We start from the raw sequence: 25,684 nt of genomic DNA, 5'->3' as shown, positions 1-25,684 counted from the left end.
GCCGCAGTGGCAGGCTGCATGCCACGAATCCCGGCGCTGGCACAGGGCTTGCCTTTTCCGCGGCGAGCCCTCCCACCTACAAGACTCACCGCCACGCGTGCATTCCCGGGGCAACGCCCCTTCCTTTCGACGATGGCAACGAGGACACCTTCATGAGCCTGGATATCTTCTGGTTCCTGCCCACTTCCGGCGACACCCGCTACCTGGGCCATTCCGGCAGCGGCCGGCCGGCGACCAACGAATACATGCGGCAGATCGCCGTGGCCGCCGACCAGCTCGGCTACGACGGCCTGCTGATCCCCACCGGCGCCAGCTGCCTCGACCCCTGGGTGACCGCCGCCAGCCTGGTGCCGGTCACCCGCCGCATCAAGCTGCTGGTGGCGCTGCGCACGTCCCTGGGCAACCCCACCGCCTCGGCGCGCCAGGCGGCCACCCTCGACCAGGCCAGCGGCGGCCGCCTGCGGCTCAACGTGGTGCCCGGCGGCGACGCCACCGAGCTGGCCGCCGACGGCGTGTTCTATTCCCACGACGAACGCTACGAGGCCTCCGACGAGTTCCTCGACATCTGGCGGCGCCTGCTCGGCGGCGAAACCGTCGACCACGACGGCAAGCACCTGCAGGTGCGCGGCGCGCAGAACTTCTTCCCGCCCGTGCAGCAGCCCTACCCGCCGCTGTACTTCGGCGGCTCCTCCCCCGCCGCCCACGAGCTGGCGGCCAAGCACGTCGACGCCTACCTGACCTGGGGCGAGCCGCCGGCGGCGGTGGCCGAGAAGATCGCCGACGTGCGCCAGCGCGCCGCCCGCCACGGCCGCACGGTGCGCTTCGGCGTGCGCCTGCACGTGATCGTGCGCGAGACCAACGAGAAGGCCTGGGCAGCCGCCGAGGAGCTGATCAGCCACCTGGACGACGCCACCATCGCCGCGGCCCAGGCCAACTACGCGAAGATGGATTCCGAAGGCCAGCGGCGCATGGCCGCGCTGCACGGCGGCGACCGCAAGCGCCTGGAAGTCGCCCCCAACCTCTGGGCCGGCGTCGGCCTGGTGCGCGGCGGCGCCGGCACCGCCCTGGTGGGCGACCCGCAGACCGTGGCGGCGCGCCTGCTGGAGTACGCCGCGCTGGGCGTGGACAGCTTCGTGCTGTCCGGCTACCCGCACCTGGAGGAAGCCTACCGCTTCGCCGAACTGGTGTTCCCGCTGCTGCCGGGCAAGGGCCGGGTGACGGTGGACGGCGTGCTCACCGGCGGCGCCTTCGACGTGCGCGCAGGCCGGGGCAAGGAGCACGCGGCCTGACCGCGCCGCGACGAGCGTAGGCGTGCGCCCGGGCGCCGGGGGCTATCCTGAAGCGGTGACCTTCAGGAAAAGACGAGGAGCAAGCGATGAGCGACCATCCATCGTCCCCGCCCGGCCCCGACTTCGCCCAGGGCGTGCCCCTGGCGGACATCGTCGAAGGCAGCCCGCTCGCCGGCCAGGTCGGCGGCGAAGCGGCGCTGCTGGTGCGCCAGGCCGGCCAACTGTACGCCATAGGCGCCACCTGCCCGCACTATGGCGCGCCCCTGGCCGAGGGCCTGGTCGACGGCGACACCCTGCGCTGCCCCTGGCACCACGCCTGCTTCCGCCTGCGCGACGGGCGCCTGCTGGGCCCGCCGGCACTGGACGACCTGCCGCGCTGGCAGGTGGACTGCCGCGACGGCAAGGCCTATGTCGGCGCCCCCCTGCCCGCCCCCGCGGCGGACCTGCCGGTCGGCGCGCAGGTGCCGGCCTCGGTGGTGATCGTCGGCGGCGGCGCCGCCGGCAACGCGGCGGCCCTGGGCCTGCGCCACGAGGGCTACGACGGGCCCATCACCCTGCTCAGCGCCGACCCGGCCGCGCCCTACGACCGGCCCAACCTGTCCAAGGACTACCTGGCCGGCAGCGCCGACCCCGCCTGGCTGCCGCTGCGCCCGGCGGACTTCTACGCCAGCCAGCGCATCGAACTGCGCTGCGCCACCCGCGTCAGCCACATCGACACCGCGCACAAGAAGCTGACCCTCGCCAGCGGTGAGGTACTGGACTACGGCGCCCTGGTACTGGCCACCGGCTCCGCGCCGGCGCGCCTGGACGTGCCCGGCGCCGACCTGCCCCACGTCCGCGTGCTGCGCAGCCTAGCCGATTGCGATGAACTGATCGCCCGCTGCGCCACGGCCCGCCGCTGCGTGGTGGTGGGCGCCGGCTTCATCGGCCTGGAAGTGGCCGCCTCGCTGCGCGCCCGCGGCCTGGAGGTACAGGTGGTGGCGCCGGGTGCGCGGCCCATGGAGCACGTCCTTGGCGAGGCCCTGGGCGACATGCTCCGGGCCCTGCACGAGGCCCACGGCGTGGCCTTCCATTTCGGCACCGAAGTCACGGCGATCGAGGCGCAGCAAGTCCGGCTGGCCAGCGGCGCGACGCTGCCGGCGGACCTGGTGGTGGTCGGCATCGGCGCCCGCCCCGAGCTGGACCTGGCCCGCGACGCCGGCCTGCGCCTGGACAAGGGCGTGCTGGTAGACGCCTGGCTGCGCACCAGCGCCCCGGACGTCTACGCCGTGGGCGACATCGCCCGCTGGCCGGACGCCCGCACCGGCGAGGCGATCCGCGTGGAGCACTGGGCGGTCGCCGAACGCCAGGCCCTGGTGGCGGCGCGCAACATCCTCGGCCACCAGCAGCGCTACACGGCCGTGCCGTTCTTCTGGACGCACCAGTACGACACCACCATCGACTACGTCGGCCATGCGCAGAGCTGGGACCGCATCGACATCGACGGCGACCCCGCCGCCCACGACTGCCGGGTGACCTACTGGCGCGACGGCAAGGCGCTCGCCGTCGCCACCGTGGGCCGCGACCGGCAGAGCCTGGAGGCCGAGGCCGCCTTCGAGAAACAGACGCCGGACTAGCCCCGCCCGCTACGACCGGCCATGCAAGGACAGGCCCATCTATGCGACAATCCGCGGCCTGTCCGGCATGAACCCCGCCCCTTAAGCGCAACAGCTTGGACATCGCGTCCAGATGCTGCTCTTCGCGCACGTCCGCTGGATGCACCGGCGCCCACGCAAATCCGGGCCCCGGAACCCCAGATTGGTATCGAATTGGTATCGGCCCGCTGCCAACACTGGCCCAGCGGCTCGCAAGTCATTGATAGGTAAAGCCCTTGATCTCCACCGCCAACATCACCATGCAGTTCGGCGCCAAGCCGCTGTTCGAAAACGTCTCCGTCAAGTTCGGCAACGGCAACCGCTACGGCCTGATCGGCGCCAACGGCTGCGGCAAGTCCACCTTCATGAAGATCCTCGGCGGCGAGCTGGAGCCCTCCTCCGGCCAGGTCATGCTGGAAAGCAACGTGCGCCTGGGCAAGCTGCGCCAGGACCAGTTCGCCTACGAGGACTTCACGGTGATCGACACCGTGATCATGGGCCACGAGGAACTGTGGAAGGTCAAGGCCGAGCGCGACCGCATCTACGCCCTGCCGGAGATGAGCGAGGACGACGGCATGGCCGTGGCCGAGCTGGAGGTGCAGTTCGCCGAGTTCGACGGCTACACCGCCGAGTCCCGCGCCGGCGAGCTGCTGCTGGGCCTGGGCATTCCCCTGGACCAGCACTTCGGCCCGATGAGCGCCGTGGCCCCGGGCTGGAAGCTGCGCGTGCTGCTGGCCCAGGCGCTGTTCTCCGACCCGGACCTGCTGCTGCTCGACGAGCCGACCAACCACCTGGACATCAACACCATCCGCTGGCTGGAAAACGTCATCACGGCGCGTAACAGCACCATGATCATCATTTCCCACGACCGCCACTTCCTGAACAGCGTCTGCACCCACATGGCCGACCTGGACTACGGCGAGCTGCGCCTGTTCCCGGGTAACTACGACGAGTACATGACCGCCGCCGAACAGGCCCGCGAGCGCCTGCTGTCGGACAACGCCAAGAAGAAGGCGCAGATCGCCGAGCTGCAGACCTTCGTCAGCCGCTTCTCGGCCAACGCCTCCAAGGCCAAGCAGGCCACCAGCCGCGCGCGCCAGATCGACAAGATCCAGCTGGAAGAGGTCAAGCCGTCCAGCCGCGTCAGCCCCTTCATCCGCTTCGAGCAGTTCAAGAAGCTGCACCGCCAGGCGGTGACCCTGGAGAACGTCAGCCAGGGCTTCGACGGCGCGCCCCTGTTCAAGAACCTGAGCCTGCAGGTGGAAGCCGGCGAGCGCATCGCCATCATCGGCCCCAACGGCATCGGCAAGACCACCCTGCTGCGCACCCTGGTCGGCGAGATGCCGCCGCAGGCCGGCGAAGTGAAGTGGACCGACAGCGCCGACGTCGGCTACTTCGCCCAGGACCACGCCGAGGACTTCGAAGAGGACTACAACCTGTTCGACTGGATGGCCCAGTGGACCCAGGGCGGCGAGCAGCTGGTGCGCGGCACCCTCGGCCGCATGCTGTTCTCCAACGACGACATCAAGAAGTCGGTGAAGGTGATCTCCGGGGGCGAACAGGGCCGCATGCTGTTCGGCAAGTTGATCCTGAAGAAGCCCAACGTGCTGGTGATGGACGAGCCGACCAACCACCTGGACATGGAGTCCATCGAAGCGCTCAACCTGGCCCTGGAGAACTACCCGGGCACGCTGATCTTCGTCAGCCACGACCGTGAGTTCGTGTCCTCCCTGGCCACCCGCATCATCGAGCTGTCGGAGAACGGCGTGACCGACTTCAGCGGCAGCTACGACGACTACCTGCGCAGCCAGGGCGTGATCGTCTGACGCCCGCCTGGGGATGCCGCGCCGGCATCCCCTGCTCCCCTCCCCGCAACGCCCCTCCCCCCACCGTCGATCCGCCGCCCGCGCGCAAGCGAAATTGGCGCGTACCCTGCAAGGATGTCCGCACCGCGGCGGCCGGCCGCGCCCAGGCGCCCGGCAACGCCCGTTCCAGAGGCTGCGTTGGGGGTGGAGAGCACCATGTCGGGGCGATTCGTCTGTTGCGTTCTGCTACTGATCTTCTCACTGGCGGCCAGCGCCCAGACGCTGAACGTCGGTTTCCATCGCCTGACCCTCGACGACCCGCTGGACCACCGGCCGATGCGCGCCATCGCCTTCTACCCGACGCGGGCCGCGGTTTCGCCCACCACCCTCGGCCTGTTCACCCTGCCCCTGGCCGAGGAAGCCCCGGCGGTGGCCGGGCGCCATCCGCTGCTGGTCATCTCCCACGGCAACGGCGGCACCCCGCTGGCCCTGCGCGACCTGGTGCTGGCCCTGGCCCGGCGCGGCTTCGTGGTCATCACCCTGCTGCACCCCGGCGACAACCTCCACGACCAGAGCCGCCTGGGCGCCCTGAGCAACCTCTACGGCCGCCCGCTGCAGGTCTCCGAAGCCATCAGCGCGGCCCTGGCCGACGAACGCCTGGCGCCGCTGCTGGACCCACGGCGCATCGGCGTGATCGGCTACTCCGCCGGCGGCGAGACGGCGCTGATCCTCGCCGGCGCCCAGCCACGCCTGGAGCGCCTGCGCCGCTACTGCACGCGGCGCCCGGACGACCGCGACGCCTGCAGCGGCGGCGGCGAGCTGCTGGCCGACCGCAGCGACCTGGCGCCCATGGCCGACCCGCGGGTGGGCGCGGCGATGCTGCTGGCGCCGCTGGGGCTGATGTTCGGCAGCCGCGAGCTGGCCGACGTGAACATCCCGGTGCTGATCTACAGCGGCGACGCCGACAAGGTGCTGGACTGGACCCGCAACGCCGCCGCCCTGGCCCGCAAGCTGCCGCGCAGCGCCGACTTCCACGTGCTGCTGGGCGCCGGCCACTTCGTCTTCATGGCCCCCTGCAACGACGAGGAAACCGCCGCCACCCCGGGCCTGTGCAAGGACGCGGAAGGGGTGGACCGGGTGGCCATCCACCGCAACCTGATTGGTGATGCGCAGCGCTTTTTCGACGAGGCGCTGCAGCCGGAACAGGTGCAGGCGATGTTGCGCTGAGGCCGGGCACACTCCGCCTACGCGTAGGGCGCATAACCGTTCGCGGTTATCCGCCGTTGGCCGCGCCACCGGGGCGTCCGGCGTGGCCGGTGAATCCGATCGCGGACAAAGTCCGCTCCTACGCCCGTGCTTTCCTGAACCGTAGGAGCGGGCCCTGCCCGCGAATCGCGCGCAGGGCGCGCTCCTACAGGTGGGACAGCGGTGGCGGGGTAGGACTCCGTCCGCGATTCTCTCAACCCCTACGACCACCCATACCGCCGCGCGAACCAGCCCTTCACCGCCTGGGTCAGGCCCATGTAGCCCAGCAGGATAGCCACCAGCCACGGCCAGTAACCCGCCGGCAGCGGCTGCATGTGGAAGTAGCGCGCCAGCGGCCCCATCGGCAGGAAGATCGCCAGCGCGCCTATGGCCGCGGTCATCGCCAGCAGCGGCCAGGAGGCGCGGCTCTGCAGGAAGGGGATGCGCCGGGTGCGGATCATGTGCACCACCAGCAGTTGCGAGAGCAGCCCCTCGACGAACCAGCCGGACTGGAACAGCGCCTGGTGCGCCGGGGCGTTGGCGCCGAACACGTGCCAGAGCAGCAGGAAGGTGGTGATGTCGAAGATCGAGCTGAGCGGCCCGAAGAACACCATGAAACGCCCCAGGCCGTCGGGGTTCCACTGCTGCGGGCGGCTCAGCTGCTCGGCGTCCACGCCGTCGAAGGGGATGGCGATCTGCGAGATGTCGTACAGCAGGTTCTGCACCAGCAGCTGCATGGGCAGCATCGGCAGGAAGGGAATGAAGGCGCTGGCCACCAGCACGCTGAACACGTTGCCGAAGTTGGAACTGGCGGTCATGCGGATGTACTTGAGCATGTTGGCGAAGGTGCGCCGGCCCTCCACCACGCCCTCCTCCAGCACCATCAGGCTCTTCTCCAGGAGGATCAGGTCGGCCGCCTCCTTGGCGATGTCCACCGCCGAGTCCACCGAGATGCCGATGTCCGCGGTGCGCAGCGCCGGGGCGTCGTTGATGCCGTCGCCGAGGAAGCCCACCACGTGGCCGCGCTCGCGCAGCACGCGGACCAGGCGTTCCTTGTGCGTCGGCGTCAGCTTGGCGAACAGCGTGGTGCGCTCGGCCAGCTCGCCCAGCGCGGCGTCGTCGATGTCGTCCAGCTGCGGGCCCAGCAGCACGCCGTCGACCGCCAGGCCGACGTCGCGGCAGACCTTCAGCGTCACCCGTTCGTTGTCGCCGGTCAGCACCTTCACCGCCACGCCGTTGGCGGCCAGGGCGCGCAGGGCCGGGGCGGTGGTCTCCTTGGGCGGGTCGAGGAAGGCGATGTAGCCGTCCAGGCACAGCCCCTGCTCGTCGGCCAGGCCGTAGGTGTCGCGGCTGGGCGGCAGCTCGCGGGTGGCCACCGCGACCACCCGCAGGCCGTCCTGGTTGAGCGCCTCGGCCACCGCGCGGATGCACGCCAGGCGTTCGCCGGTCAGCGGCTCGACGCCTTCGCGCTCGCGCACCGAGGTGCACACCGCCAGCACTTCCTCCAGGGCCCCCTTGCAGATCAGCAGGTGGTGGTCGTCGCGCTCGCTGACCACCACCGACATGCGCCGGCGGGCGAAGTCGAAGGGGATTTCGTCGACCTTGCGGTAGCGGCTGTCCACCCGCAGCGCCTGGCGCAGTTCCACGTGTTCGAGCACGGCCACGTCCAGCAGGTTCTTCAGCCCGGTCTGGTAATGGCTATTGAGGAAGGCCAGTTGCAGCACGCGGTCCTCCACCTCGCCGAAGGCGTCGGTGTGGCGCTCCAGGACGATGCGGTCCTGGGTCAGGGTGCCGGTCTTGTCGGTGCAGAGGATGTCCATGGCGCCGAAGTTCTGGATGGCGTCCAGGCGCTTGACGATGACCTTGCGCCGGCTCAGCGCCACCGCGCCCTTGGCCAGGGTCGAGGTGACGATCATCGGCAGCATTTCCGGGGTCAGGCCGACGGCGATGGACAGCGCGAACAGCGCCGCCTGCAGCCAGTCGCCCTTGGTGAAGCCGTTGAGCAGCAACACGATGGGCGCCATCACCAGCATGAAGCGGATCAGCAGCCAACTGACCTTGTTGACCCCGGCCTGGAAGGCGGTGGGCGTGTGGTCGCTGGCGATCACCCGCTCGGCCAGCGAGCCGAAATAGGTCTGCGCGCCGGTGCCGACCACCACCGCGCGGGCCGAGCCGCTGACCACGGTGGTGCCCATGAAGCACAGGCTGTCGCGCTCCAGCGGGTTGCCCTGGCGGGCGTCGCGGACCTGGGCGAACTTCTCCACCGGCAGCGACTCGCCGGTGAGCGCCGCCTGGCTGACGAACAGGTCCTTGGCGCTGAACAGGCGCACGTCCGCCGGCACCATGTCGCCGGCCGACAGCCACAGCACCTCGCCGGGCACCAGTTGGCGGATCGGCACCTCCAGGCGCTGCGCCGTGCCCTGCCCGCCCTCCGCGCCGCGGAACACGGTGGCGGTGTTGCCGACCATGGCCTTGAGCTGCTCGGCGGCGTCGTTGGAGCGTTTCTCCTGGACGAAGCGCAGCAGGGTGGAAATGCCGACCATGGCACCGATCACCACCGCCGCCGGGCTGTCGCCGGTGAACAGCGACACCAGCGCCAGCACGCTGAGCAGCAGGTTGAAGGGGTTGCAGTAGCACAGCCACAGGTGCGTCCACCAGGGCATGGGGCGCGCCTGGTCGACCTCGTTGAGCCCGACGCTGTCGCGGCGCTCGGCGGCCTCGGCCTCGCTGAGGCCCTCGCGTCGGCTGCCCAGGCGTTCGAACAGCGCCTGCGGCTCCAGCACCGACCACTCCAGCAGGCCCTGGGCCAGTTGCGCCGGGGCCTGGCGCCCGGCCGCCGAACCCCGCAGCAGGTCGAGCAGCACCAGCCGGCGCAGTTGCCGGGCGGGCAGGCCCTTGTTGAGGAACTCCAGCAGGTGGGTCCGGATCTGTTCGAAACGCATGACGACTCCCCATCACCGCCGCCCTGGCCGGCGGCAGCGGGAGTCTGCGAGGTGTTCCTTAAGGCGCCATGAAGACCCGGCGGACGGGCCTCAGGTCCACCAGTAGCGCACCGCGTGGAAGAATACCGGCGCGGCGAAACACACCGAGTCCAGGCGGTCGAGCATGCCGCCGTGGCCCTCGATCATGTGGCCCCAGTCCTTGACCCCGCGGTCGCGCTTGATCGCCGACATCACCAGGCCGCCAAAGAAGCCGAGGATATTGATCATCAGCGCTATCAGCAGCGCCTGCCAGGGCGCGAAGGGAGTGATCCACCAGAGCGCGCCACCGATGGCGGTGGCCAGGGCTACACCGCCAACGAAACCTTCGAGTGTCTTGGACGGCGACAGGTTGGGGGCGATCCTGCGCTTGCCGAACAGCTTGCCGCAGACATACTGCAGCACGTCCGAGAGCTGCACCACCATCACCAGGAAGGCGATCAGCAACAGGTTGCGCCCCTCGAAGCCGGGGATGTCCAGGGTCAGCAACGCTGGCACGAAGGAAATGCAGTACACCGCCAGCATCAGCCCCCATTGCACCTTGGCGGTACGTTCGAGGAAGCGCTTGGCGTCGCCGCCCAGCGAGGCCAGGATCGGCAGCAGCAGGAACACGTGCACCGGGATGAAGATGGAGAACATGCCGTACCAGTCGATGGCGATCAGCAGGTATTGCATCGGCAGCACGAAGTAGAAGGCCGCCACCAACGCCGGGTAGTCGCTGCGGCGGGTCGGCATCAGCGTCATGAACTCGCGCAAGGCGTAGAACGACACGCCGTAGAACAGCAGGATCACCGCCCAGTGGCCGAGTGCAAAGGCGCAGCCGATCACCGCGACCATCGCCCACCAGGCCTTGATCCGCGCGTTGAGGTTGTCGATCACCGCGTGCGGCCCCGGCACGGCGCGCCAGCGCAGCAGCGCGCCGATCAGCGAGGCACTCACCAGCAGGGCGCCGATGCCGGCGAACAACAGCCAGGTCTGTCCGGTCATCTCAGTGCCCCTCCGCTGGCGCCAATGCCAGCAATGCATCGCGGGCGCGTTCGAGGAAAGACTCCTTGCCCTCCTCCTCGCCGGCCACCAGCGGCGCGCCGAAGCTCAAGGTGCACAGCAATGGCAAGGGCAAGGCACGCCCCTTGGGCATCACCCGGTTGAGGTTGGCGATCCACACCGGCACCAGCTCCACCTGCGGATGCTTGCGCGAAAGGTGGTAGATGCCGCTCTTGAACGGCTGCAGACGCACCTCGTCGTCCAGGTTGCGGGTGCCCTCGGGGAACAGGATCAGCGAATCGCCGGCGGCCAGCGCCTGTTCGATGGGCGCCAGGGGGTCGCCACAGGCTTCGCCACGCTGCCGGTCGATGAGCACGCCGTTGAACACCCGGTTGATGATGAAGCCGCGCGGGCCCGGCTTGCCCCAGTAGTCGGCGCCGGCCACCGGCCGCGTGCACCGGCGCAACTCGGGCGGCAGCGAGGCCCAGAGCAGGACGAAATCGCCATGGCTGCTGTGGTTGGCGTAGTAGATGCGCTGCACCGGCTTGGGCGTGGTGCCCAGCCATAGGCTGCGCAGGCCGGTAACGGTGCGGGCGCCAGCGATGATGGCGTAGGCGAGGAGTTTTTCCAGCATCCGGGTTTCCTTCAGGGGGTCAGGGCCAGGGTGAGCAGGCAGAGCAAGGCGGCCAGCCATTGCGCCGCACACAGCAGCGCCTGCCAGCGCAGCAGGCGCAGAGCGCCGCGGCTGCGTTGCGGCCAACTGCGCCCGGCCTTTTCCGCGGGCAGGCCGAGCAGTTCACCCAGCCCCTGGTCAAGCCGTTCGGTGCGCTCGGCCAAGGTCTCGGCCGGCGCGGCCAGGGCCTCGAACAGATCGGCGTCCAAGGCCACGCGCAAGGCGTAGCACTTCTGCGCCAGGCCCAGAAGCACCAGCAACGCCATGCCCAGGGCGAAGCCCGGGCTGGCCCCGGCGAAGGCTGCTACATACAGCCCCAGGCCCATGGCCAGCAGCGTCAGGCCGTCGGACAGGCGGCCCAGGTCCCGGCCACGGCGCAGCAACCTGGCCACCAGCAGCAGTTGCACGTCAGCTGGCATGGCCGATCTCCAGGGCCGACCGGCGGCCACCGGCCAGCTCGGCCAGACTGGCGAGTTGCGCGGCCTTGAGCACCACCTGCGGGCGCGCCTGGCGCAGCAACGCCAGCGCCGCCTCCGGGCTCGCGGCGCGACCACTGAGCAATAGCCAGGCCGCCACCACAGTGGCGCTGCGCGAGTAGCCCAGGGCGCAGCAGACCAGCAGCGGGCCCCGCGGCAACAGGTCGTCGATCAGCCCGGCAGCCCGCCGGCATTGCTCTACGCTTGGCGCCACCAGGTCCAGCAGCGGCAGGCAGGCGTGGGCCCGGCCTGCCGGCGCACATTGCAGCTCGGCGCTGAGGTCGAGCACGGCGCGGCAGGGGGTGGCATCCAACTCGGCGTCGGTGGGCACGCGGCCGATCCACAGTCCCGGCAGTACCTCGTCCGGCCGCGGCCGCCGATGCGTCCACAGCCGCGAGTTGAGGCGAGCCGCGAGCAGGTAGGGTGCCAGCAGCCAGCGGGTGGCCAGAGCCAGGCGCCCATCGGCCCCCTTCTGGAAGCCTTCGGCGCCGAAACCCAGGTAGATGAGCGCGACCAGGGCCAGGGCCAGCCCCGGCCACAGCAGCCACAACCAGGCGCCCTGCCCGCTGCCCGCCAGCAACGCCAGGACGGCGGCGCCCGCCGCGTACAGGGCGGCCAGGCGCCAGCGCTGCCGGTCCGCCGCCAGGCGCCAGCCCGCCAACGGTGGGCGCGCCTGCCAGGGCCACAGCCAGACGCACAACCAGCCCAGCAGGGCTCCGCTGGGCAGGTCGATGAAGTGATGCTGCCAGGTGGTGAGCACCGACACGCCGATCAGCGCGAACCAGCCGTGCAGCAGCCAGCGCCAGCCCCCGCGGGCGTAGCGCGCATAGATCGCCCAGAGGACCACCAGCAGTGCGATGTGCAGTGACGGCGCCTGGTTGAAGGGTTTGTCGAAACCCATCAACACGTCGAACAGCCAGCCGAAGACACCGTCCAGCGGCGGCCGCTCGAAGCTGAAGCGCAGCGGCAACAGGAGGAAGCCGGCCACCGCCAGTACCTGCGCGCTGAACAGGCGCAGGGCATGGCGGTCCAGTTCCTGGCGGCTGCGCGGCAGCAGGAAGGACAACCCGTAGAGCAGGTCGATCGACCAGTACGGCACTATGCTCCAGGGCCACAGCGGGATGTGCCGCTCCCAGGCGAAGGCCAGCACGCCGACATCGGTGCGCTGGGCGGTCAGCCAGTTGGCGAAGCCGTAGCTGAGGAAGAAGAACGGACCGAGGAACAGCAGCCAGGCCAGCGCCCGGCGCAGCACGCCGGCGTCCCGTGGAGTCATGGGCGCGGCTCCCGCACGGCCAGGGAGACGGTGAAGATGCCCCACTCGTCGACACGCTGGGTGAGCTTGCGGAAGCCGGCGGCGGCCACCAACTGGTCCATTTCCACCTGACTGCGGCGGCGCATCACCCAGGCCTGGCCGCCACGGTGGCTGGTCAAGGCGCGGGCGATCAGCTCCAGCTGTGGGTGCCACGGCTGGCCGGTATAGATCAGGTAGCCGCCCTCCTCCAGCACATCACCCACCCCGGCCAGGGAGCGGCCGACCTCGGCGTTGCCGGCGAACAACTCGTAGAGCCCGGAAACCACCGCCAGGCTTGGCTGCGGCCGAAGCGCGGCCAGGTCGTCGCGGTCGAAGGCGTCGCCCTGGGCGAAACGCGCCCGGTCGGCCAGGCCCAGGCGCTCGATCAGCGCCGAGCCTTCGCGCACGTTGAGCTCGCTGTAGTCGCGCAACAGCACGCTCTCGGGCAAGGGCTCGACGCCGGCGAGCGCCTCTAGGATGTAGCGACCGTGGCCGGCGGCGATGTCCAGGATACGCACCTCGCGGCCCTGCTCGCGCAGGTGTGCCATGGCCAGGCGCAGCAGTTCCTCGATGTGCAGCTTGCGCTGGCGGATGCCGCGCCAGCCGATGGAGCCCAGGTAGGCGCGGTCCACCAGGCGGCCAAGCGGCCCGCTGCCGCTGGGCTGGTTGCGGTAGACGTAGTCCAGGGTGCTGCCGGAGTCGAAGCCGGTGTCGAAGCCCAGCTTGACGCCATCGGAGAGCAGCCGGCCGAGTCGCAGGCCGGCGCGGGTGGCGCGCCAGTAGAGCCCGCGCGGCGAATACGGCGGCAGCGGCGTGGCCAGCGCCTCGGCCTCGGCGCAGCTGTGCCCCAGGCGGTCGGCATCCAGCAGCGAGGGCTGCTGCGGCGCCTGGGCAAAGCATTCGAGGATGAAGCGCCGCGCGCGGCCCAGGGCCAGGTGGCGGTCGCGCTCGCCGAGGGTGTCGTGGAAGAACCCCGGCAGCACGTGCATTTCCTTGCGCGGCGTGCCCAGGCGCTCGAAGAAACGCTGCTGCGGCGCGCGGTGCACCACGAAGTCGGCGCCGGAAACCAGCAGTTGGGTCGGCACCTGGATCGCCTGGGCATCGGCCACCACCCGCTCGGCGGCCTCGTAGAGCCCCAGCAGCACGCGCACCGAGATGGGGCGGGCGATCAGCGGGTCGCTGTCGTAGGAAGCGATACGCTGCGGGTCGTGGCTGAGGAAGCGAGCCTTGACGTAGCTGTTGACGAAGAAGTTGCCACGCCAGTATTGCGCCAGCTTCAACCCGGTGCGGGCAAAAGGCACGTAGAGCTTGACCTTGAACGCCGGCGAAGCGAGTACCAGGCTGCGGATGGGCGGCGCGTAATCATGAACCCAGGTGGCGGCCAGCACCGCTCCGACGCTCTGCGCCACCACGGCCAGGTCTTCCAGGGCAACGCCATGGTGAGCGGCGATATGCTCGGCGAAGCTCTGCAAGTCGCGCACGTTGGTGCCGAAACCCGGGCTGTCGCCGCGCTCGCCGGGCGACTGGCCATGGCCGCGGGCGTCCCAGGCGAAAACCTCGAAGCCCGGCAGGTCCAGCTCGTCGGCCAGGTGGCCGATGCGCCCGGAATGCTCGTGGCCGCGATGCAGCAGCAGCAACGCCCGGCGCGGCGCATCGGCCTCGGGCTGCGGCGCCGGCCAGTGGCGGTAGAAGAGTTCCACGCCGTCATGGGTGGTGAAATGGTGGATGGAGTGTTCGCGCATGACATCCTCTGTTCGCGGATGGAATGGAAGGACGGTCCTGTCCCCGTCAGTGAAATCCGGCGGCCGCCGCCGCGCCGGTCGTCGTTCAGGCCTGGCGCTGCTCGGCCAGCCCTTGGCGCACGCGGTTGACGATGGTCAACGCCAGCAGCACGGCCAGCACGCCCATCACGGTGTCGAGCCAGGCCGTCGGCAGCAGGCCGCTGGCGACACCGGCACCGAGCACGCCGAAGCACAGCGCGCGGTCGCTCTTGCCCATGGGGCCGTCGTAGCGCCGGGAAGCGCCGACCATGCGCCCGAGCACGCCGGCGTATTCAGTGAGCAGCGCCAGCACCACCACCAGCACGACCCAGGCGGGGGTCACCCCAGGCAACAGGGCGAAGGGCAGGTAGAGCGCGCTGTCGGCGACGACGTCGGTGAGTTCGTTGAGGTAGGCGCCGAGGCTGGACTGCTGGCCGAACTCACGGGCGAGCATGCCGTCCATGGCGTTGAGCGCCATGCGCAGGAACATCCACAGCGGGATCAGGGCGAACACCCAGGGGTGGCTGGCAAGGCCGGCGACCAGCGCCGCCACCAGCAGCGACAGGGCGCAGGCCGCGAGGGTCACCTGGTTGGCCGTGGCCCCGCGGGCGTGCAGGCGCGCCACCAGTGGCCGCAACAGGTCCTGGAAACGCGACTTGAGTTGGTAGACCGAGGCCATGAGTTCCTTCTCTCTGGTGCGTGGACGGTGCGATCGCCACAGGCGAACCGCTGGACATCCAGCATAGCCGCATCCCCCCCGGGGGGTTCCATGGGACTTATCTGAAATCGCCCGGATTGCCGAACACCACTCAGAAGTCGCGCTTGTAGAAGATATCCAGCGAGCTGGCCAATCCGCTGGCGGCTTCCAGGTAGACCTTCTTGCTCAGCAGGTAGCGCAGGGCGATGGTGTTGGCCGGTTCGAACACGCCTACGCCGTAGCGCAGGCTCAGGCGCTCGGAGAGCTGGCCGCTGGCGACCACGCTGGTGCTGTTGCCGGTGCCCTCGGTGCCCAGTTCGAAGTCCTTGATGCCCAGTTGCCGGGCCACCTCGCCGGTGACCGGCGCGCTGCCGGCCAGGCCCAGGGCCAGGGCGGCCTCGCCGAGCATGTTGCTGTCCTCGCCGGTGGACAGCGGGCGGCCCATGACCAGGTAGGACAGCGCCTGCTCCTGGCTCATCGCCGGTTCCGAGAAGACCTCGCTGCGCGGCTGCTCGGCGTTGCCCGATAGGCGCAGGCCGGCGACCACGTCGTCGACCTTGCGGATCGCCTCGATGTCCAGGTACGGCTGGTCGATGGGGCCGGCGAACAGCAGCCGCGCGCGGCGGATGGTCAGCTTCTGGCCGTAGGCGCGGTAGCGGCCCTTGTTCAGGCTCAGTTCGCCGCGGGTGTCCATGTCGTTGCCGACGTGCACCTGGCCGGCCAGCTCGGCGCTCAGGCCGAAGCCTTCGAAGGTCAGCTTGTCCTGGCCGACCAGCACGTCCACGTCCATGGCCAGGTGGGTGCCGCTGGCCTCCTTGGGCGGGGCGCCGACGATCAGGGTGTCGTCGGAGAGCTTCACCGTCGAGGGCGGCAACTGGCGGATGACGATGGCCCCGCGCGGCACCTGCACCTTGCCGGCGACGCTGAGCTTCTGGTCGGCCATGCGCAGCGCCAGGTCCGGGGTGACTTCCAGGGTGGCGTAGGGCTCGACCGTCACCGGCAGGTCGGTGCCGCGCAGCGCCAGGTCCATGTCCAGGCCCTGGCTCCAGGCCAGGTAGCCGCCCAGGCTGCCGTTGCCCTTTTCACCGCCGCTCCAGGTGCCGCTGAGGTCGACGCGCTCGCCGGCGATGCGCGCCAGCACCTGCAGGTTGGCCACCCGCGTCGGCAGGTCGCCGCCGGACAGCTCGCCGCCGGACAGCCGCAGCTCGCCGTCCAGGCGCGGCTGCAACAGGCCGCCGGAAATGCGCCCGCTGCCATCCAGGCGGCCCTTGAGGGTCTCGACCATGGGCACGAAGGGCCGCGCCACCGCCAGGTCCAGCCCGGCCAGGGTGAAGCTGCCGGTCAGCGGCTTGCTCTTCGGCCGCGGGTCGAGCACGGCCTGGGCTTCCAGGGTGCCGAGCCTGTTGCCGTGGAACTGCAGGCTGCTGTCGATCCGCGTGGGCGTCAGGCGGCTTTCCAGGCGCAGGCTCTGGTAGGGGAAGTCGACCCACTGCTCCTGCTCCCTCAGGCGCAGGGTGCCGGCGCCGGCATCCAGCAGGATGTTGCCGCTGGGGCCGCGGGCCGGCAGGTCGAGCTTGACCTCGCCGTTGAGCTTGCCCTGCCAGGCGAAGTCCTCGGGCAGCCAGCGCGCCAGGCTGTCCAGCGGGAAGTCGCGCAGTTGCCAGCGCAGTTGCGGCTCCGGCAGCAGGCGCTGCTCGCCGCCGCACAGGCTGGCCGCGCCGGAGGCCCAGCAATGCGCGCCGAGGTTCAGCCGGCCGTCGGCCAGGCGCTCCAGGCGCGCCGGCTGCTGCAGGCGCCAGTCCTGGCCGCCGCTCTGGATCTCGCCCCTGGCCAGGCGGCCGCGCCAGTCGCGGCCGTTCCAGCTGCCGTCGAAGCCCAGCGCCAGCACCAGCGGGCGGCCCTGCAGGGACAGGTCGAGCTGCTGGCGTTGCAGGTCGCCCTGGCCACTGGCCTTGAACTGGCCGAAGCGCGTCTCGCCGGCGCGCACGCCGTCGGCCAGCAGCTCCAGGCGGCCACGCTGGCCGGCGTCGAGGCGGGCGCCGAGGTCCAGGCTGCGCACGCCGTTGTCCTGGAAGGCCAGGCGCTGGCCCTTGAGGCTCAGCTCGCCCTGGGGCGCCTTGAGGGTGCCGGCCAGGTCGAGGCGGCCGTTGACCTGGCCCTGCAACTGCGGCCAGAGCTGGCCCAGGCGCGCCAGGGCGATGTCCAGGCGCCCGGCCAGGCGCTGGTCGAGGCTGGCCTGGCCGCTGATGCGGTTGTCGCCCAGGCGCAGCTCCAGGCCGTCGACTTTCCAGTTCTGGCCCTGGCCGTTGGCGGCGGTCTTGAACACCGCCGGCTGGCCGCGCAGGCGCCCCTGCAGGTCGAGGTTGGCCTGCAGGGCGAGCACGCCGTCCCTGTAGCTGCCCTGGCTGCTCAGCGGGCCGGCCAGCTTGCCCGGCAGCTCGGCCACCCAGTAGGCCGGGTCGAGGTCGCTCAGCTTCAGTTGCGCGTCCCAGGCCAGGGTGCCGGCGAACTTCAGGCCCAGGCTGCCCTCGGCCTTGCCCTGGCCGGCGCTGAGCTGTAGCGACGGCAGGTGCACCTCGGTGAGGTTGCCGGACACCGGGCTGCTCAGCTGGAAGGCCCCGGCCGGGCCGCTGAGCTCGGCGGCGAAGTTGCCCAGGTAGGCCTCGTCGCGGTACTGCAGGTCGGCCTGCAGGCGGTGCATGGCCACCGGCGGCGGCTCCATGGGGTACAGCCGCAGCCAGGGGAAGTCCAGCCAGTCCAGCCTGGCGTCGGCGGCGAAACCGTCCTGCCAGTCGAGGCGGCCGCTCAGGCCCAGGCGCTGTTCCGGCGCGGCGCTGAGGTTCAGCGCGGCGATGTCCGCGCCCTTGGCGTCGACGCGCCCCTGCAGGGCCAGGGCGACGTCGCCGCCCTCCCCCGGCAGCACCGCCGAGCCGCTGACCTGGTAGCCGGCGGCCAGGTCGCCCCTGGCCTGCAGCAGCACCTTGTTCAGCACCAGGGTGTCGGGCAGGTCCGCCGCGCCGCGGAAGCCGTCGGCAGTGATCTTCGCGCTGGCCGGCAGGTTCTCCGCCAGCGGTTGCAGGTCGCCGCTCAGGTGGCCTTGCAGGTAGCCGCTGCTGTCGGCTTCCAGCAATAGGTGGCCGAGCAGTTCGCCCTTGGCTTGCAGCTTCAATGCCCAGGGCTGCTCGCCGGGCGCCGGCAGGCGCAGGCTGCCCTGAGCCTGCAGCGGCCAGTTGCCCTGGGGGACGAGCAGGCCGCTCAGGTCCACGGCGAGGTCGCCGCGGGCGGCCTTGAGGGTGTCGATGTGCAGGCCGCCGGCCTCCCAGTGGGCGCTGGCCTGGACGTTGCTGACCTGTTCGTTGCCATCGAGCAGGAAGCTGCCCAGGCGCACTTCGCCCAGGCGCACCGCCAGCGGCAGCTTCAGCGCCGGTAGCTGGATCGGCCCTTCGCTGGGTTCCGCAGGCCCCGGCGCCAGGCGCAATTGCACGCGCTCGACCACCAGGCGGTCGATGCACAGCGCCCCCTGCAGCAGGCACGCCGGCGACCAGGCGAACTGCGGCCGCTCGACCTCGAGCGTGGTGGCGCCGTCGCTCCAGGCCAGGTGCTCGGCCTGCCAGGCCCCGCCCAGCCGGCCGGCATAGCCCTGCACCTGCAGGCCCGGCACCAGGCCCAGGGCCCAGCGGCTGCCGGCCTCGCTGCCGAGGATGGCGAACAGCGCCACGGCCAGCAGCAGGATCAGGCCGAGCAGCGCGGCCAGGAAGTATTTCAGCAGGCGCGTCACAGCTCGGGCCCCATGGAGAAGTGGATGCGCCAGCCGCCGCCCTCGTCCAGGCCGTCGGCCAGGTCCAGGCGCAGCGGCCCCACCGGCGACACCCAGCGGATGCCGAAACCGACGCCGGTCTTGATCGAGGGGAAGTCCAGCGAGTTGAAGGAGTTGCCCTGGTCGATGAAGGTCGCCAGGCGCCATTTTTCGGCCAGCGGGTACTGGTACTCGACGCTGCCGGCGACCATGTAGCGCCCGCCGATGCGGTCGCCCTGGGAGTTCTTCGGCGACAGCGTCTGGTAGTCGTAGCCGCGCACGCTCTGGTCGCCGCCGGCGAAGAAGCGCAGCGACGGCGGGATGCTCGAATAGTCGTTGGTGGCGATGAAGCCGACCTGGGCGCGGCCGAGCAGGCGGTGGCCGCCGGCGAAGGTGGTCAACCCCTTTGCCATGGCGCTGACGTGGGCCAGGTCGGCGTCGGCCAGCAGGCCCTCCTTGGCCACCTTGGTCTCCAGCTGCAGGCGGTAGCCCTGGTGGGGGTCGACCTTGTTGTCGGCCTGCAGGATGGAATAGCCGAAGCCGGGCATGAGGAAGCTGCTGTTGCCCGAGTCGTCGCCCAGCAGGTATTCCTCGTGCAGCCAGCCCAGGGAGAAGGAACGCTGCCAGCCGCTGGGCAGCTTGCGCAGCCATTCGCCGCCGAGGGTGAACTGCTTGCTCTCGGTGTCCACCAGGTCTTCGTTCTGGTAGCCGGTGGTGAAGCGCAGCTTGTCGGTCAGCGGCGGGTCCAGCGGCACCTCGTACCAGGCGCCGACGTTCTGCCGCGGCCCCGAGACTTCGGCCTCGGTGCCCAGGCTGTGGCCCTGGGGGTTGACCCAGTGGCGCGTCCAGCTGAACTTGGCGCGCGGCCCCACGTCGGTGGAGAAGCCCAGGCCGACGCCCAGGGAACGCGGCTTGCGGGCGGTCAGGTGGACCGCCACCGGAATGCTCTCGCCCTTGGCCTGCAGGGGCGATGCGTCGACGCGCACGCCGTCGAAGTAGCCGCTGGACTGCAGGGCCTGGTTGAGGTCGGCGATGAGTTCGGAGTCGTAGGCCTCGCCCTGCTGGAAGGGCACCATGCGCCGCAGCAGTTCCTCGTCGAAGGGGAAGTCGCCGCTGAAGCTGACCGCGCCCAGGGCGTAGCGCGGGCCGCTGGCGTACACCAGCTCGATGTCGGCCACCCCGGCCTCGGGGTCGACGCGCAGTTGCTGGCGGGTGAACTGGCCGCGGAAGAAGCCGAAGCGCGAGGCCTGGTTCTGGATCAGCCGCTTGGCGTCCTCGTAGGTGCCGTGGTTGAGCTGCGCGCCGGGCTTGAGGCCATCGCCGGCGGGAGTGCGGAAGCTTTTCAGCTGCGCCGCCGGGCCCTCGATGCGGATGTTGACCGTGCGCAGCTTCACCGGCTCGCCGGGCGAGACGTCGATGCGCAGGCGCGGGTTCTTGTCGTCGCCGCGCACCCGCGCGCGGATGCGCGCCTGGTAGTAGCCCAGCGCCTGGGCGGCCTGCACGGCCTGCTGCTGGACCGTGCGGCGCAGGCGTCGCAGGGCGGTTTCGTCGCGCCCTTCCACGCTGCCCACATAGGCCTCGATATTGGCCTTGAGCGCAGAGTTGGCGGGGTCGATACGTACGTCGAGCTGGCTTTCCGCTGCCACTGCCGCGCCGATCCAGCACAGCAGGCCCATCAGCGCTAGCCGAATCGTTCCTTGGAGTCTCATGGCGCGAGATGCTAGCACGATGGCCGTGACAATCCAGCGCCGCGGCCCCTGCGCCGCGGCTTTGCGCGATGGCGAGGGGCTATCAGCCCTCGCGGGCCAGGCGCGATTCCGGTTGCGGGTTGGGGTGGAACAGCACGTGTTCGCGGATCGGCCCCAGGGCCACCTCGCCCACCTCCTCGTAGCCGTGGCGGCGGTAGAAATCCAGGTAGCGGGCGTTGCCGGTGTCCAGCACCAGGCCCTGGGAATTCGCGTCCTCGGCGCACCAGGCATGCAGGGCGTCGAGCAGCTGTTCGCCGAGGTGGCGGCCCTGGAATTCCGGGTGCACGCCCAGCAGCGGCAGCACGTGGTAGGGCCCTGGCGGCAGGCAGCCGAGCACCGCCTCGTGGTAGCCCAGGTAGCGCCGCGTGCAGCGGAAGCCGGTGGTGAGCAGCATGCGCATGCGCCAGGCCCAGCTGTCGGTGATGTCCAGGCGGCGTTGCGGCGGCGCGATCAGCGCCACTGCGACCAGACGCTCGTCGATCACCAGGCCGAGCACCGGCAGGTCCTCGGACAGGTGCCGGTTGGTCAGCTCGCGCACGGTGGCGCGCACCCGCTGGTCGAAGCCGGGGCGGTCGCTTTCGAACAGGTAGGCGAAGGTCGGCTCGTGGCGGTAGGCGTGGTAGAGCAGCGAGCGGATCTCCCGGGCATAGGAATCACCCAGGATGCGGACTTCGGCGAGCGTCTCAGGCATGCGGACACCTCTTCTTATACTGTTGCGGGCCCAGAGCCGAACCCTAGCAGCGCCGCGCCCGCACCGCCAGCAGCCAGCTGCGGGCCGCTGCGGCATTTGCCGCTGCCGGCGCCAGCGGCTAGCATCGTCACTTTGCCCAGGACGCCGCGGATGAAAATCGTCTCTTTCAATATCAATGGCTTGCGTGCCCGCCCCGCCCAACTCAAGGCGATCGTCGAGGCGCACCAGCCCGACGTCATCGGCCTGCAGGAAACCAAGGTCGCCGACGACCAGTTCCCCCGCGAAGAGATCGAGGCCCTGGGCTACCAGGTGCACTACCACGGCCAGAAGGGCCACTACGGCGTGGCCCTGCTCTCGCGCCAGGCGCCGCTGGAGATCCGCTACGGCTTCCCCAACGACGGCGAGGACGCCCAGCGCCGCTTCATCTGGGGCACCTTCGCCGACGCCGACGGCCAGCCGATCACCGTGATGAACGGCTACTTCCCCCAGGGCGAAAGCCGCGACCACCCGGTGAAGTTCCCGGCCAAGCAGCGCTTCTACGCCGACCTGCAGCACCTGCTGGAGAACCAGTTCAAGCCCGACCAGCGCCTGGTGATCATGGGCGACATCAACATCTCGCCGGAAGACTGCGACATCGGCATCGGCGAGGAGAACCGCAAGCGCTGGCTGCGCACCGGCAAGTGCAGCTTCCTCCCCGAGGAGCGCGAGTGGCTCGGCAAGCTCAAGGCCTGGGGCCTGGTGGATAGCTTCCGCCAGCTGCACCCGCAGGTGGACGACCGCTTCAGCTGGTTCGACTACCGCAGCCGCGGCTTCGAGGACGAGCCCAAGCGCGGCCTGCGCATCGACGTCATCCTCGCCTCCGAGGCGCTGCGCCCGCGCCTGGCCGATGCCGGCATCGACTACCAGATCCGCGGCATGGAAAAACCCTCCGACCACGCGCCCATCTGGCTCAAGCTGAGCTGATCAGCCGCCGGCGCGCGCCAGCCACTCGGCCAGCGCGCGCTGCAGTCCGGCCAGCGCCGCGTCGGCCTGGCCCAGGCGCGCCTCCAGCCCTTCGCCGTCGCCTTCGCAGATCCGCTGCAGGGCGCGGCAATGCCCTTCCGCCTCGGCGGCGCCGATGATCGCCGCGGCGCCGGCCAGGCGGTGGGCCAGGTCGCCCAGGGCCTTGCGCTCACCGTTGCGCCAGGCCTGGTGCATCTGCTCGATGTCGCGGGCGTTGGTCTGCGCCAGGGTGCGCACGAACTCCCGCGCCGCCTCGCTCTCCAGCGGCTGTGGGCCGAACAGGCCGCCCAGGTCGAAGGCCGCCGGCTCCTCGGCCGGCCCGGCCGGCGCCACGCCCTGGGCGCCGGCCAGCGCCTGGGCCAGCACTTCGAGGGTCAGCGGCTTGAACAGCACCTGGTCCATGCCGGCGTCCAGGCAACGCTGTACTTCTTCCTCCTGGGCATTGGCCGTGGCGCCGATCACCCGGCACCGCCTGCGCCCTTCCTGGCGCTCATGGGCGCGGATGCGCCGGCTCAGCTCGTAGCCGTCGACGCCGGGCATCCGGCAGTCGCTGACCACTGCATCGAAGTCGCCCGCCAGCCAGGCCAGCCAGCCCTCCTCGCCGCCGGCCGCCAGGGTGGCGCTGTGGCCCAGGTGCGCCAGCTGCTGGCGGAACACCATGCGGTTGGCCGGGTGGTCGTCCACCGCCAGCACCCGCAGCCCCTGCCCGCCGGCCTGGGGCGAGCCGTGGCGGGGCGCCTGCTCCGGCGCCGCGGTGAGCACCAGCGGCAGGCGCAGGCTGAAGCAGGAACCCTCGCCGGGCGTGCTGCGCAGGCCGATGTCGCCGCCCATCAGCTGCGCCAGGTGGCGGCTGATGTGCAGGCCCAGCCCGCTGCCGGCCTGGCGCGCCGGCTGCCGCGCCTGGGCGAAGGGCTGGAACAGCCGGGCCTGGTCCTCGGCGGAAATGCCGATGCCGCTGTCGATCACCTCCACCCGCAGCTCCAGGCGCTCGCCCTGCCGCCAGGCGCCGGCCCGCACGCGGACGCCGCCGTGCTCGGTGAACTTCACCGCGTTGTTCAGCAGGTTGAACAGCACCTGCTTGAAGCGCAGCGCATCCAGCAGCACCCAGTGGTCCAGCTCGCCCTCGGTCTCCAGGTCCAGGCCCAGGCCCTTCTGCGTGGCCAGGCCGGCGAACAGCGCCACCGCGCCCTCGATCTCGCGGCGCAGCAACGCCGGCTGCGGCGTCGAGTCGATGCGCCCGGACTCGATGCGCGCCATGTCCAGCACGTTGCCGATCAGCATCAGCAGGGCCCGCGCGGCGTCCTGCGCCACCTCCAGCGCCTCGCGGTCGAGCACGCCCCCGCGGGCCTTTTCCAGCACCAGCTCCTGCAGCCCGACGATGGCGTTCATCGGCGTGCGGATCTCGTGGCTCATGGTCGAGAGGAACTGGCTCTTGGCGGCGCTGGCCTGGTCCGCGCGCTGCCGCTCGCCCTCCAGCTGGTTCACCAGTTGCTGGCGCTCGGTCAGGTCGATCCAGCCGCCGATCACGCCCTGGATGGTCCCCGCCTCGTCGCGCTGGGCCACCGCCCAGTGGTAGACGTAGTGCTCGCCGTCGCGCAGGCGCAGCACGTAGTCGCCCGGCACCGGCATCTGGCCGTCGGCCACCTGCCGCCGGTGCGTCTGCATCAGGCGCTCGGCCTCCTCCTCGGGGAACCAGTCCAGCTCGCCGATGGCCTTGCCCCGGCAATCCGCCAGGCGCGCGTCGAACAGGCGCAGCAGGGCCTGGTTGCAGTGGTCCAGGTGGCCCTCGCGGTCGAGTCGGTAGACCGGGTTGGGCAAGGCCTCGATCAACTCGTTGAGCAGGCCCAGCTGCTCGCCCAGGCGCTGCTCGGCGCGCCGCGTGCGCAGCACCTGGCGGTTGAGGTAGAAGCCCCAGACCAGCGACAGCGCCACCAGCGCCGTGGCCACCGCGAGGCCGGCGAGGATCGCCTCGCGGTAGCGGCTCCAGAAGTCGCCGCCGCTGGCCGCCAGGCGCGGTTCCCAGCGCCGCACCAGTTCGGCCACCTCCTCCGGGTCCACCGACAGCTGGGCCTTCTCCAGGATGGCGTAGAGCTCCGGCTGGTCCGGCAGCACGCCGATGCCGAAGGGGGTGCTCAGGTCCTCGAGTATGCCGGCGACCTTGAGGCTGTCCTTGAACTCGCCGGCGATCAGCGCCCGGGCGCTGAACAGGGTGCCGACGGCGGCGTCGCTGCGCTGCTCGGCCACGTCGCGCAGGGCGCTGCGCTGGTTGCTCGACGACGCCAGGCGGACCTCGGGGTAGCGCTCGGCCAGCGCGCGGTTGAGGTAGGGGCCGACGGCGACGGACACCCGCTTGCCGGCCAGGTCGCCGAGGTCGTGCACGCCCTCCTCGCCCTTGCGCGTCACCAGGATCATGGTGGCGCGCAGGTAGGGCGGCAGCAGCGTCAGCCCCTCGGTATTGGGCACCACCACCGGCGTCAGCCAGGCGCGGCGGGCCTGCAGCTCGGCGAACACGTCGGCGTAGTCGTCCACCGCGGCGTAGGTGAAATGCAGCCCGGAGCGCCGGCCCAGCAGGTCCAGGTAGTCGCGGGCGATGCCGCTGACGCGGCCGGCGGCGTCGGCCTGGGCCAGCGAGCCGCTGTGCCGGTTGAGCACCACCGGCACCTGCGGGTGGGCTGCCAGCCAGCGGTTCTCCCGCGGCGTCAGCACCACCCGCTGGCCACCCAGGCGCAGGCGCTCGCCGGCGCTCCAGCGGCGCAGGATCTCCTCGTTGCGCTGCACGTCGATGCGCGCCAGGCCGCGGTCCACCAGGCCCAGCAGGCGTTCCCCGGTGGGCCCCAGGAGGAAGCCGAAGCCGGCGCTCTCCAGCGGCGCGAAGTTGTCGATGCGCAGGTTGAACAGGTAGTTCATGTTGATCAGGTAGTGCACCGACAGCGCGTCGCCGAGCATGCCGTCGACGTTGCCCAGGCTCAGCGCCTCCAGGGCCCGCAGCGGCGAGGCGAAGAGCAGGATGCGGCTGTTCGGGTAGGCCGCCTGCACCTGGGGCAGGCGCAGGTAGTCGGCCACCAGCGCCAGGGTGGTGCCCGGCCGGCCGGCGTCGAAGGGGCGCGCCTCGTCGCTGACCAGCACCGGCTGGTCCTGCAGGTAGGCGCGGCTGCGCAGCAGGCCGCGGGCCTCGGCCTCGCTGGCGGTGCCGCCGCCTACCAGGTCGATCTCGCCCTTGCGCAGCGCCTCCAGCGCCGCCTCCCGCGAGGGGTAGGCGTAGACGCGCTGGTAGCCGCCGGCCAGCAGCCCCAGGTAGTCGGCGCTGACGCCTTCCAGGCGCCCGCCGCCGACGATCTGCAGCGGCGGCCGGTCGTTCAGCGCCACGCCCACCCGCAGCGGGCCGCGCTGCGTCAGCCAGGCCCGCTCGGCGGGGCTCAGCCAGCTGTCGGGCATGTGCGCGCTGTAGCCGGACAGCGTCAGCGGCTGCGGCGGCTGCTCGGCGGCCAGGGCCGGCGCTCCACCCAGCAGCAGGGCACAGCAGAGGATGAGGCCGCGTGCGAGGTCCATGGCGCTCCTGGCGAGGTGGGTCGGCGGCCGTCCGGCTGCCCGCTGTTGAATGACTATAGCCAACGG

General features: G+C 70.9%; 16 protein-coding genes. 5 read left to right on the top strand and 11 right to left on the bottom strand.

The features are described from left to right. The first annotated feature begins 152 nt into the window (after positions 1–152). The 4 genes from ssuD to CHC02_RS05315 all read left to right on the top strand — a co-directional run bounded on the left by ssuD (position 153) and on the right by CHC02_RS05315 (position 5,955). Positions 153–1,289 carry an FMNH2-dependent alkanesulfonate monooxygenase gene (ssuD, locus tag CHC02_RS05330; RefSeq protein WP_089390466.1) on the top strand — a complete coding sequence of 379 codons (1,137 nt, stop codon included), beginning with the start codon at positions 153–155 and terminating at the stop codon, positions 1,287–1,289. Between the two features lie 86 nt (positions 1,290–1,375). Next, positions 1,376–2,905 (top strand): FAD-dependent oxidoreductase, encoded by a 1,530-nt coding sequence (locus tag CHC02_RS05325; RefSeq protein ID WP_089390465.1) that lies wholly within the window; start codon positions 1,376–1,378, stop codon positions 2,903–2,905. 254 nt (positions 2,906–3,159) lie between these two features. Continuing rightward, complete coding sequence (locus CHC02_RS05320; protein WP_089390464.1) at positions 3,160–4,749, top strand: ABC-F family ATPase; 1,590 nt, start codon at positions 3,160–3,162, stop codon at positions 4,747–4,749. 195 nt (positions 4,750–4,944) lie between these two features. After that, the gene (locus tag CHC02_RS05315; RefSeq protein WP_089390463.1) at positions 4,945–5,955 is read left to right on the top strand and encodes an alpha/beta hydrolase family protein; all 1,011 of its coding nucleotides are present in this window, start codon (positions 4,945–4,947) and stop codon (positions 5,953–5,955) included. A gap of 239 nt (positions 5,956–6,194) precedes the next feature. On the opposite strand, the gene mgtA is transcribed toward CHC02_RS05315, so the two are convergent. The 10 genes from mgtA to CHC02_RS05265 all read right to left on the bottom strand — a co-directional run bounded on the left by mgtA (position 6,195) and on the right by CHC02_RS05265 (position 21,067). Continuing rightward, complete coding sequence (mgtA, locus tag CHC02_RS05310) at positions 6,195–8,915, bottom strand: magnesium-translocating P-type ATPase (RefSeq protein ID WP_089390462.1); 2,721 nt, start codon at positions 8,913–8,915, stop codon at positions 6,195–6,197. Positions 8,916–9,005: 90 nt separating this feature from the next. Continuing rightward, complete coding sequence (locus CHC02_RS05305) at positions 9,006–9,938, bottom strand: phosphatidate cytidylyltransferase (RefSeq protein ID WP_089390461.1); 933 nt, start codon at positions 9,936–9,938, stop codon at positions 9,006–9,008. 1 nt (position 9,939) lies between these two features. Next, positions 9,940–10,569 carry a lysophospholipid acyltransferase family protein gene (locus tag CHC02_RS05300; RefSeq protein WP_089390460.1) on the bottom strand — a complete coding sequence of 210 codons (630 nt, stop codon included), beginning with the start codon at positions 10,567–10,569 and terminating at the stop codon, positions 9,940–9,942. Between the two features lie 11 nt (positions 10,570–10,580). Beyond that, positions 10,581–11,027, bottom strand: a complete 447-nt coding sequence (locus tag CHC02_RS05295) for a hypothetical protein (RefSeq protein WP_089390459.1) — start codon at positions 11,025–11,027, stop codon at positions 10,581–10,583. Beyond that, entirely contained in the window at positions 11,017–12,357 is a 1,341-nt protein-coding gene (locus tag CHC02_RS05290) for a phosphatase PAP2/dual specificity phosphatase family protein (protein ID WP_089390458.1), read from the bottom strand. Before CHC02_RS05290 ends, CHC02_RS05295 begins: the two co-directional genes overlap by 11 nt. Beyond that, entirely contained in the window at positions 12,354–14,117 is a 1,764-nt protein-coding gene (locus CHC02_RS05285) for a bifunctional alpha/beta hydrolase/class I SAM-dependent methyltransferase (protein WP_089390457.1), read from the bottom strand. The genes CHC02_RS05290 and CHC02_RS05285 overlap by 4 nt, the downstream gene beginning before the upstream one ends. A gap of 85 nt (positions 14,118–14,202) precedes the next feature. Then, positions 14,203–14,814, bottom strand: a complete 612-nt coding sequence (locus CHC02_RS05280; protein ID WP_089390456.1) for a CDP-alcohol phosphatidyltransferase family protein — start codon at positions 14,812–14,814, stop codon at positions 14,203–14,205. A gap of 130 nt (positions 14,815–14,944) precedes the next feature. Continuing rightward, complete coding sequence (locus CHC02_RS05275; protein WP_089390455.1) at positions 14,945–18,610, bottom strand: translocation/assembly module TamB domain-containing protein; 3,666 nt, start codon at positions 18,608–18,610, stop codon at positions 14,945–14,947. Beyond that, positions 18,607–20,304: an autotransporter assembly complex protein TamA gene (locus CHC02_RS05270; RefSeq protein WP_089390454.1), complete on the bottom strand. Its 1,698-nt coding sequence runs from the start codon at positions 20,302–20,304 to the stop codon at positions 18,607–18,609. Before CHC02_RS05270 ends, CHC02_RS05275 begins: the two co-directional genes overlap by 4 nt. Before the next feature lie 115 nt (positions 20,305–20,419). Beyond that, complete coding sequence (locus CHC02_RS05265) at positions 20,420–21,067, bottom strand: GNAT family N-acetyltransferase (RefSeq protein ID WP_089390453.1); 648 nt, start codon at positions 21,065–21,067, stop codon at positions 20,420–20,422. Between the two features lie 150 nt (positions 21,068–21,217). Here CHC02_RS05265 and xthA point away from each other — a divergent pair, with 150 nt between their 5' ends. Next, the gene (gene xthA / locus CHC02_RS05260; RefSeq protein WP_089390452.1) at positions 21,218–22,030 is read left to right on the top strand and encodes an exodeoxyribonuclease III; all 813 of its coding nucleotides are present in this window, start codon (positions 21,218–21,220) and stop codon (positions 22,028–22,030) included. Here the strand turns inward: xthA and CHC02_RS05255 are convergent, their stop codons facing one another. Next, the gene (locus CHC02_RS05255) at positions 22,031–25,618 is read right to left on the bottom strand and encodes an ATP-binding protein (RefSeq protein ID WP_089390451.1); all 3,588 of its coding nucleotides are present in this window, start codon (positions 25,616–25,618) and stop codon (positions 22,031–22,033) included. Positions 25,619–25,684 lie beyond the last annotated feature (66 nt).

Origin of the sequence: Pseudomonas delhiensis (assembly GCF_900187975.1) — a bacterium.
Lineage (GTDB): Bacteria > Pseudomonadota > Gammaproteobacteria > Pseudomonadales > Pseudomonadaceae > Pseudomonas > Pseudomonas delhiensis.
This window is presented reverse-complemented; position numbering and strand designations above follow the sequence as displayed.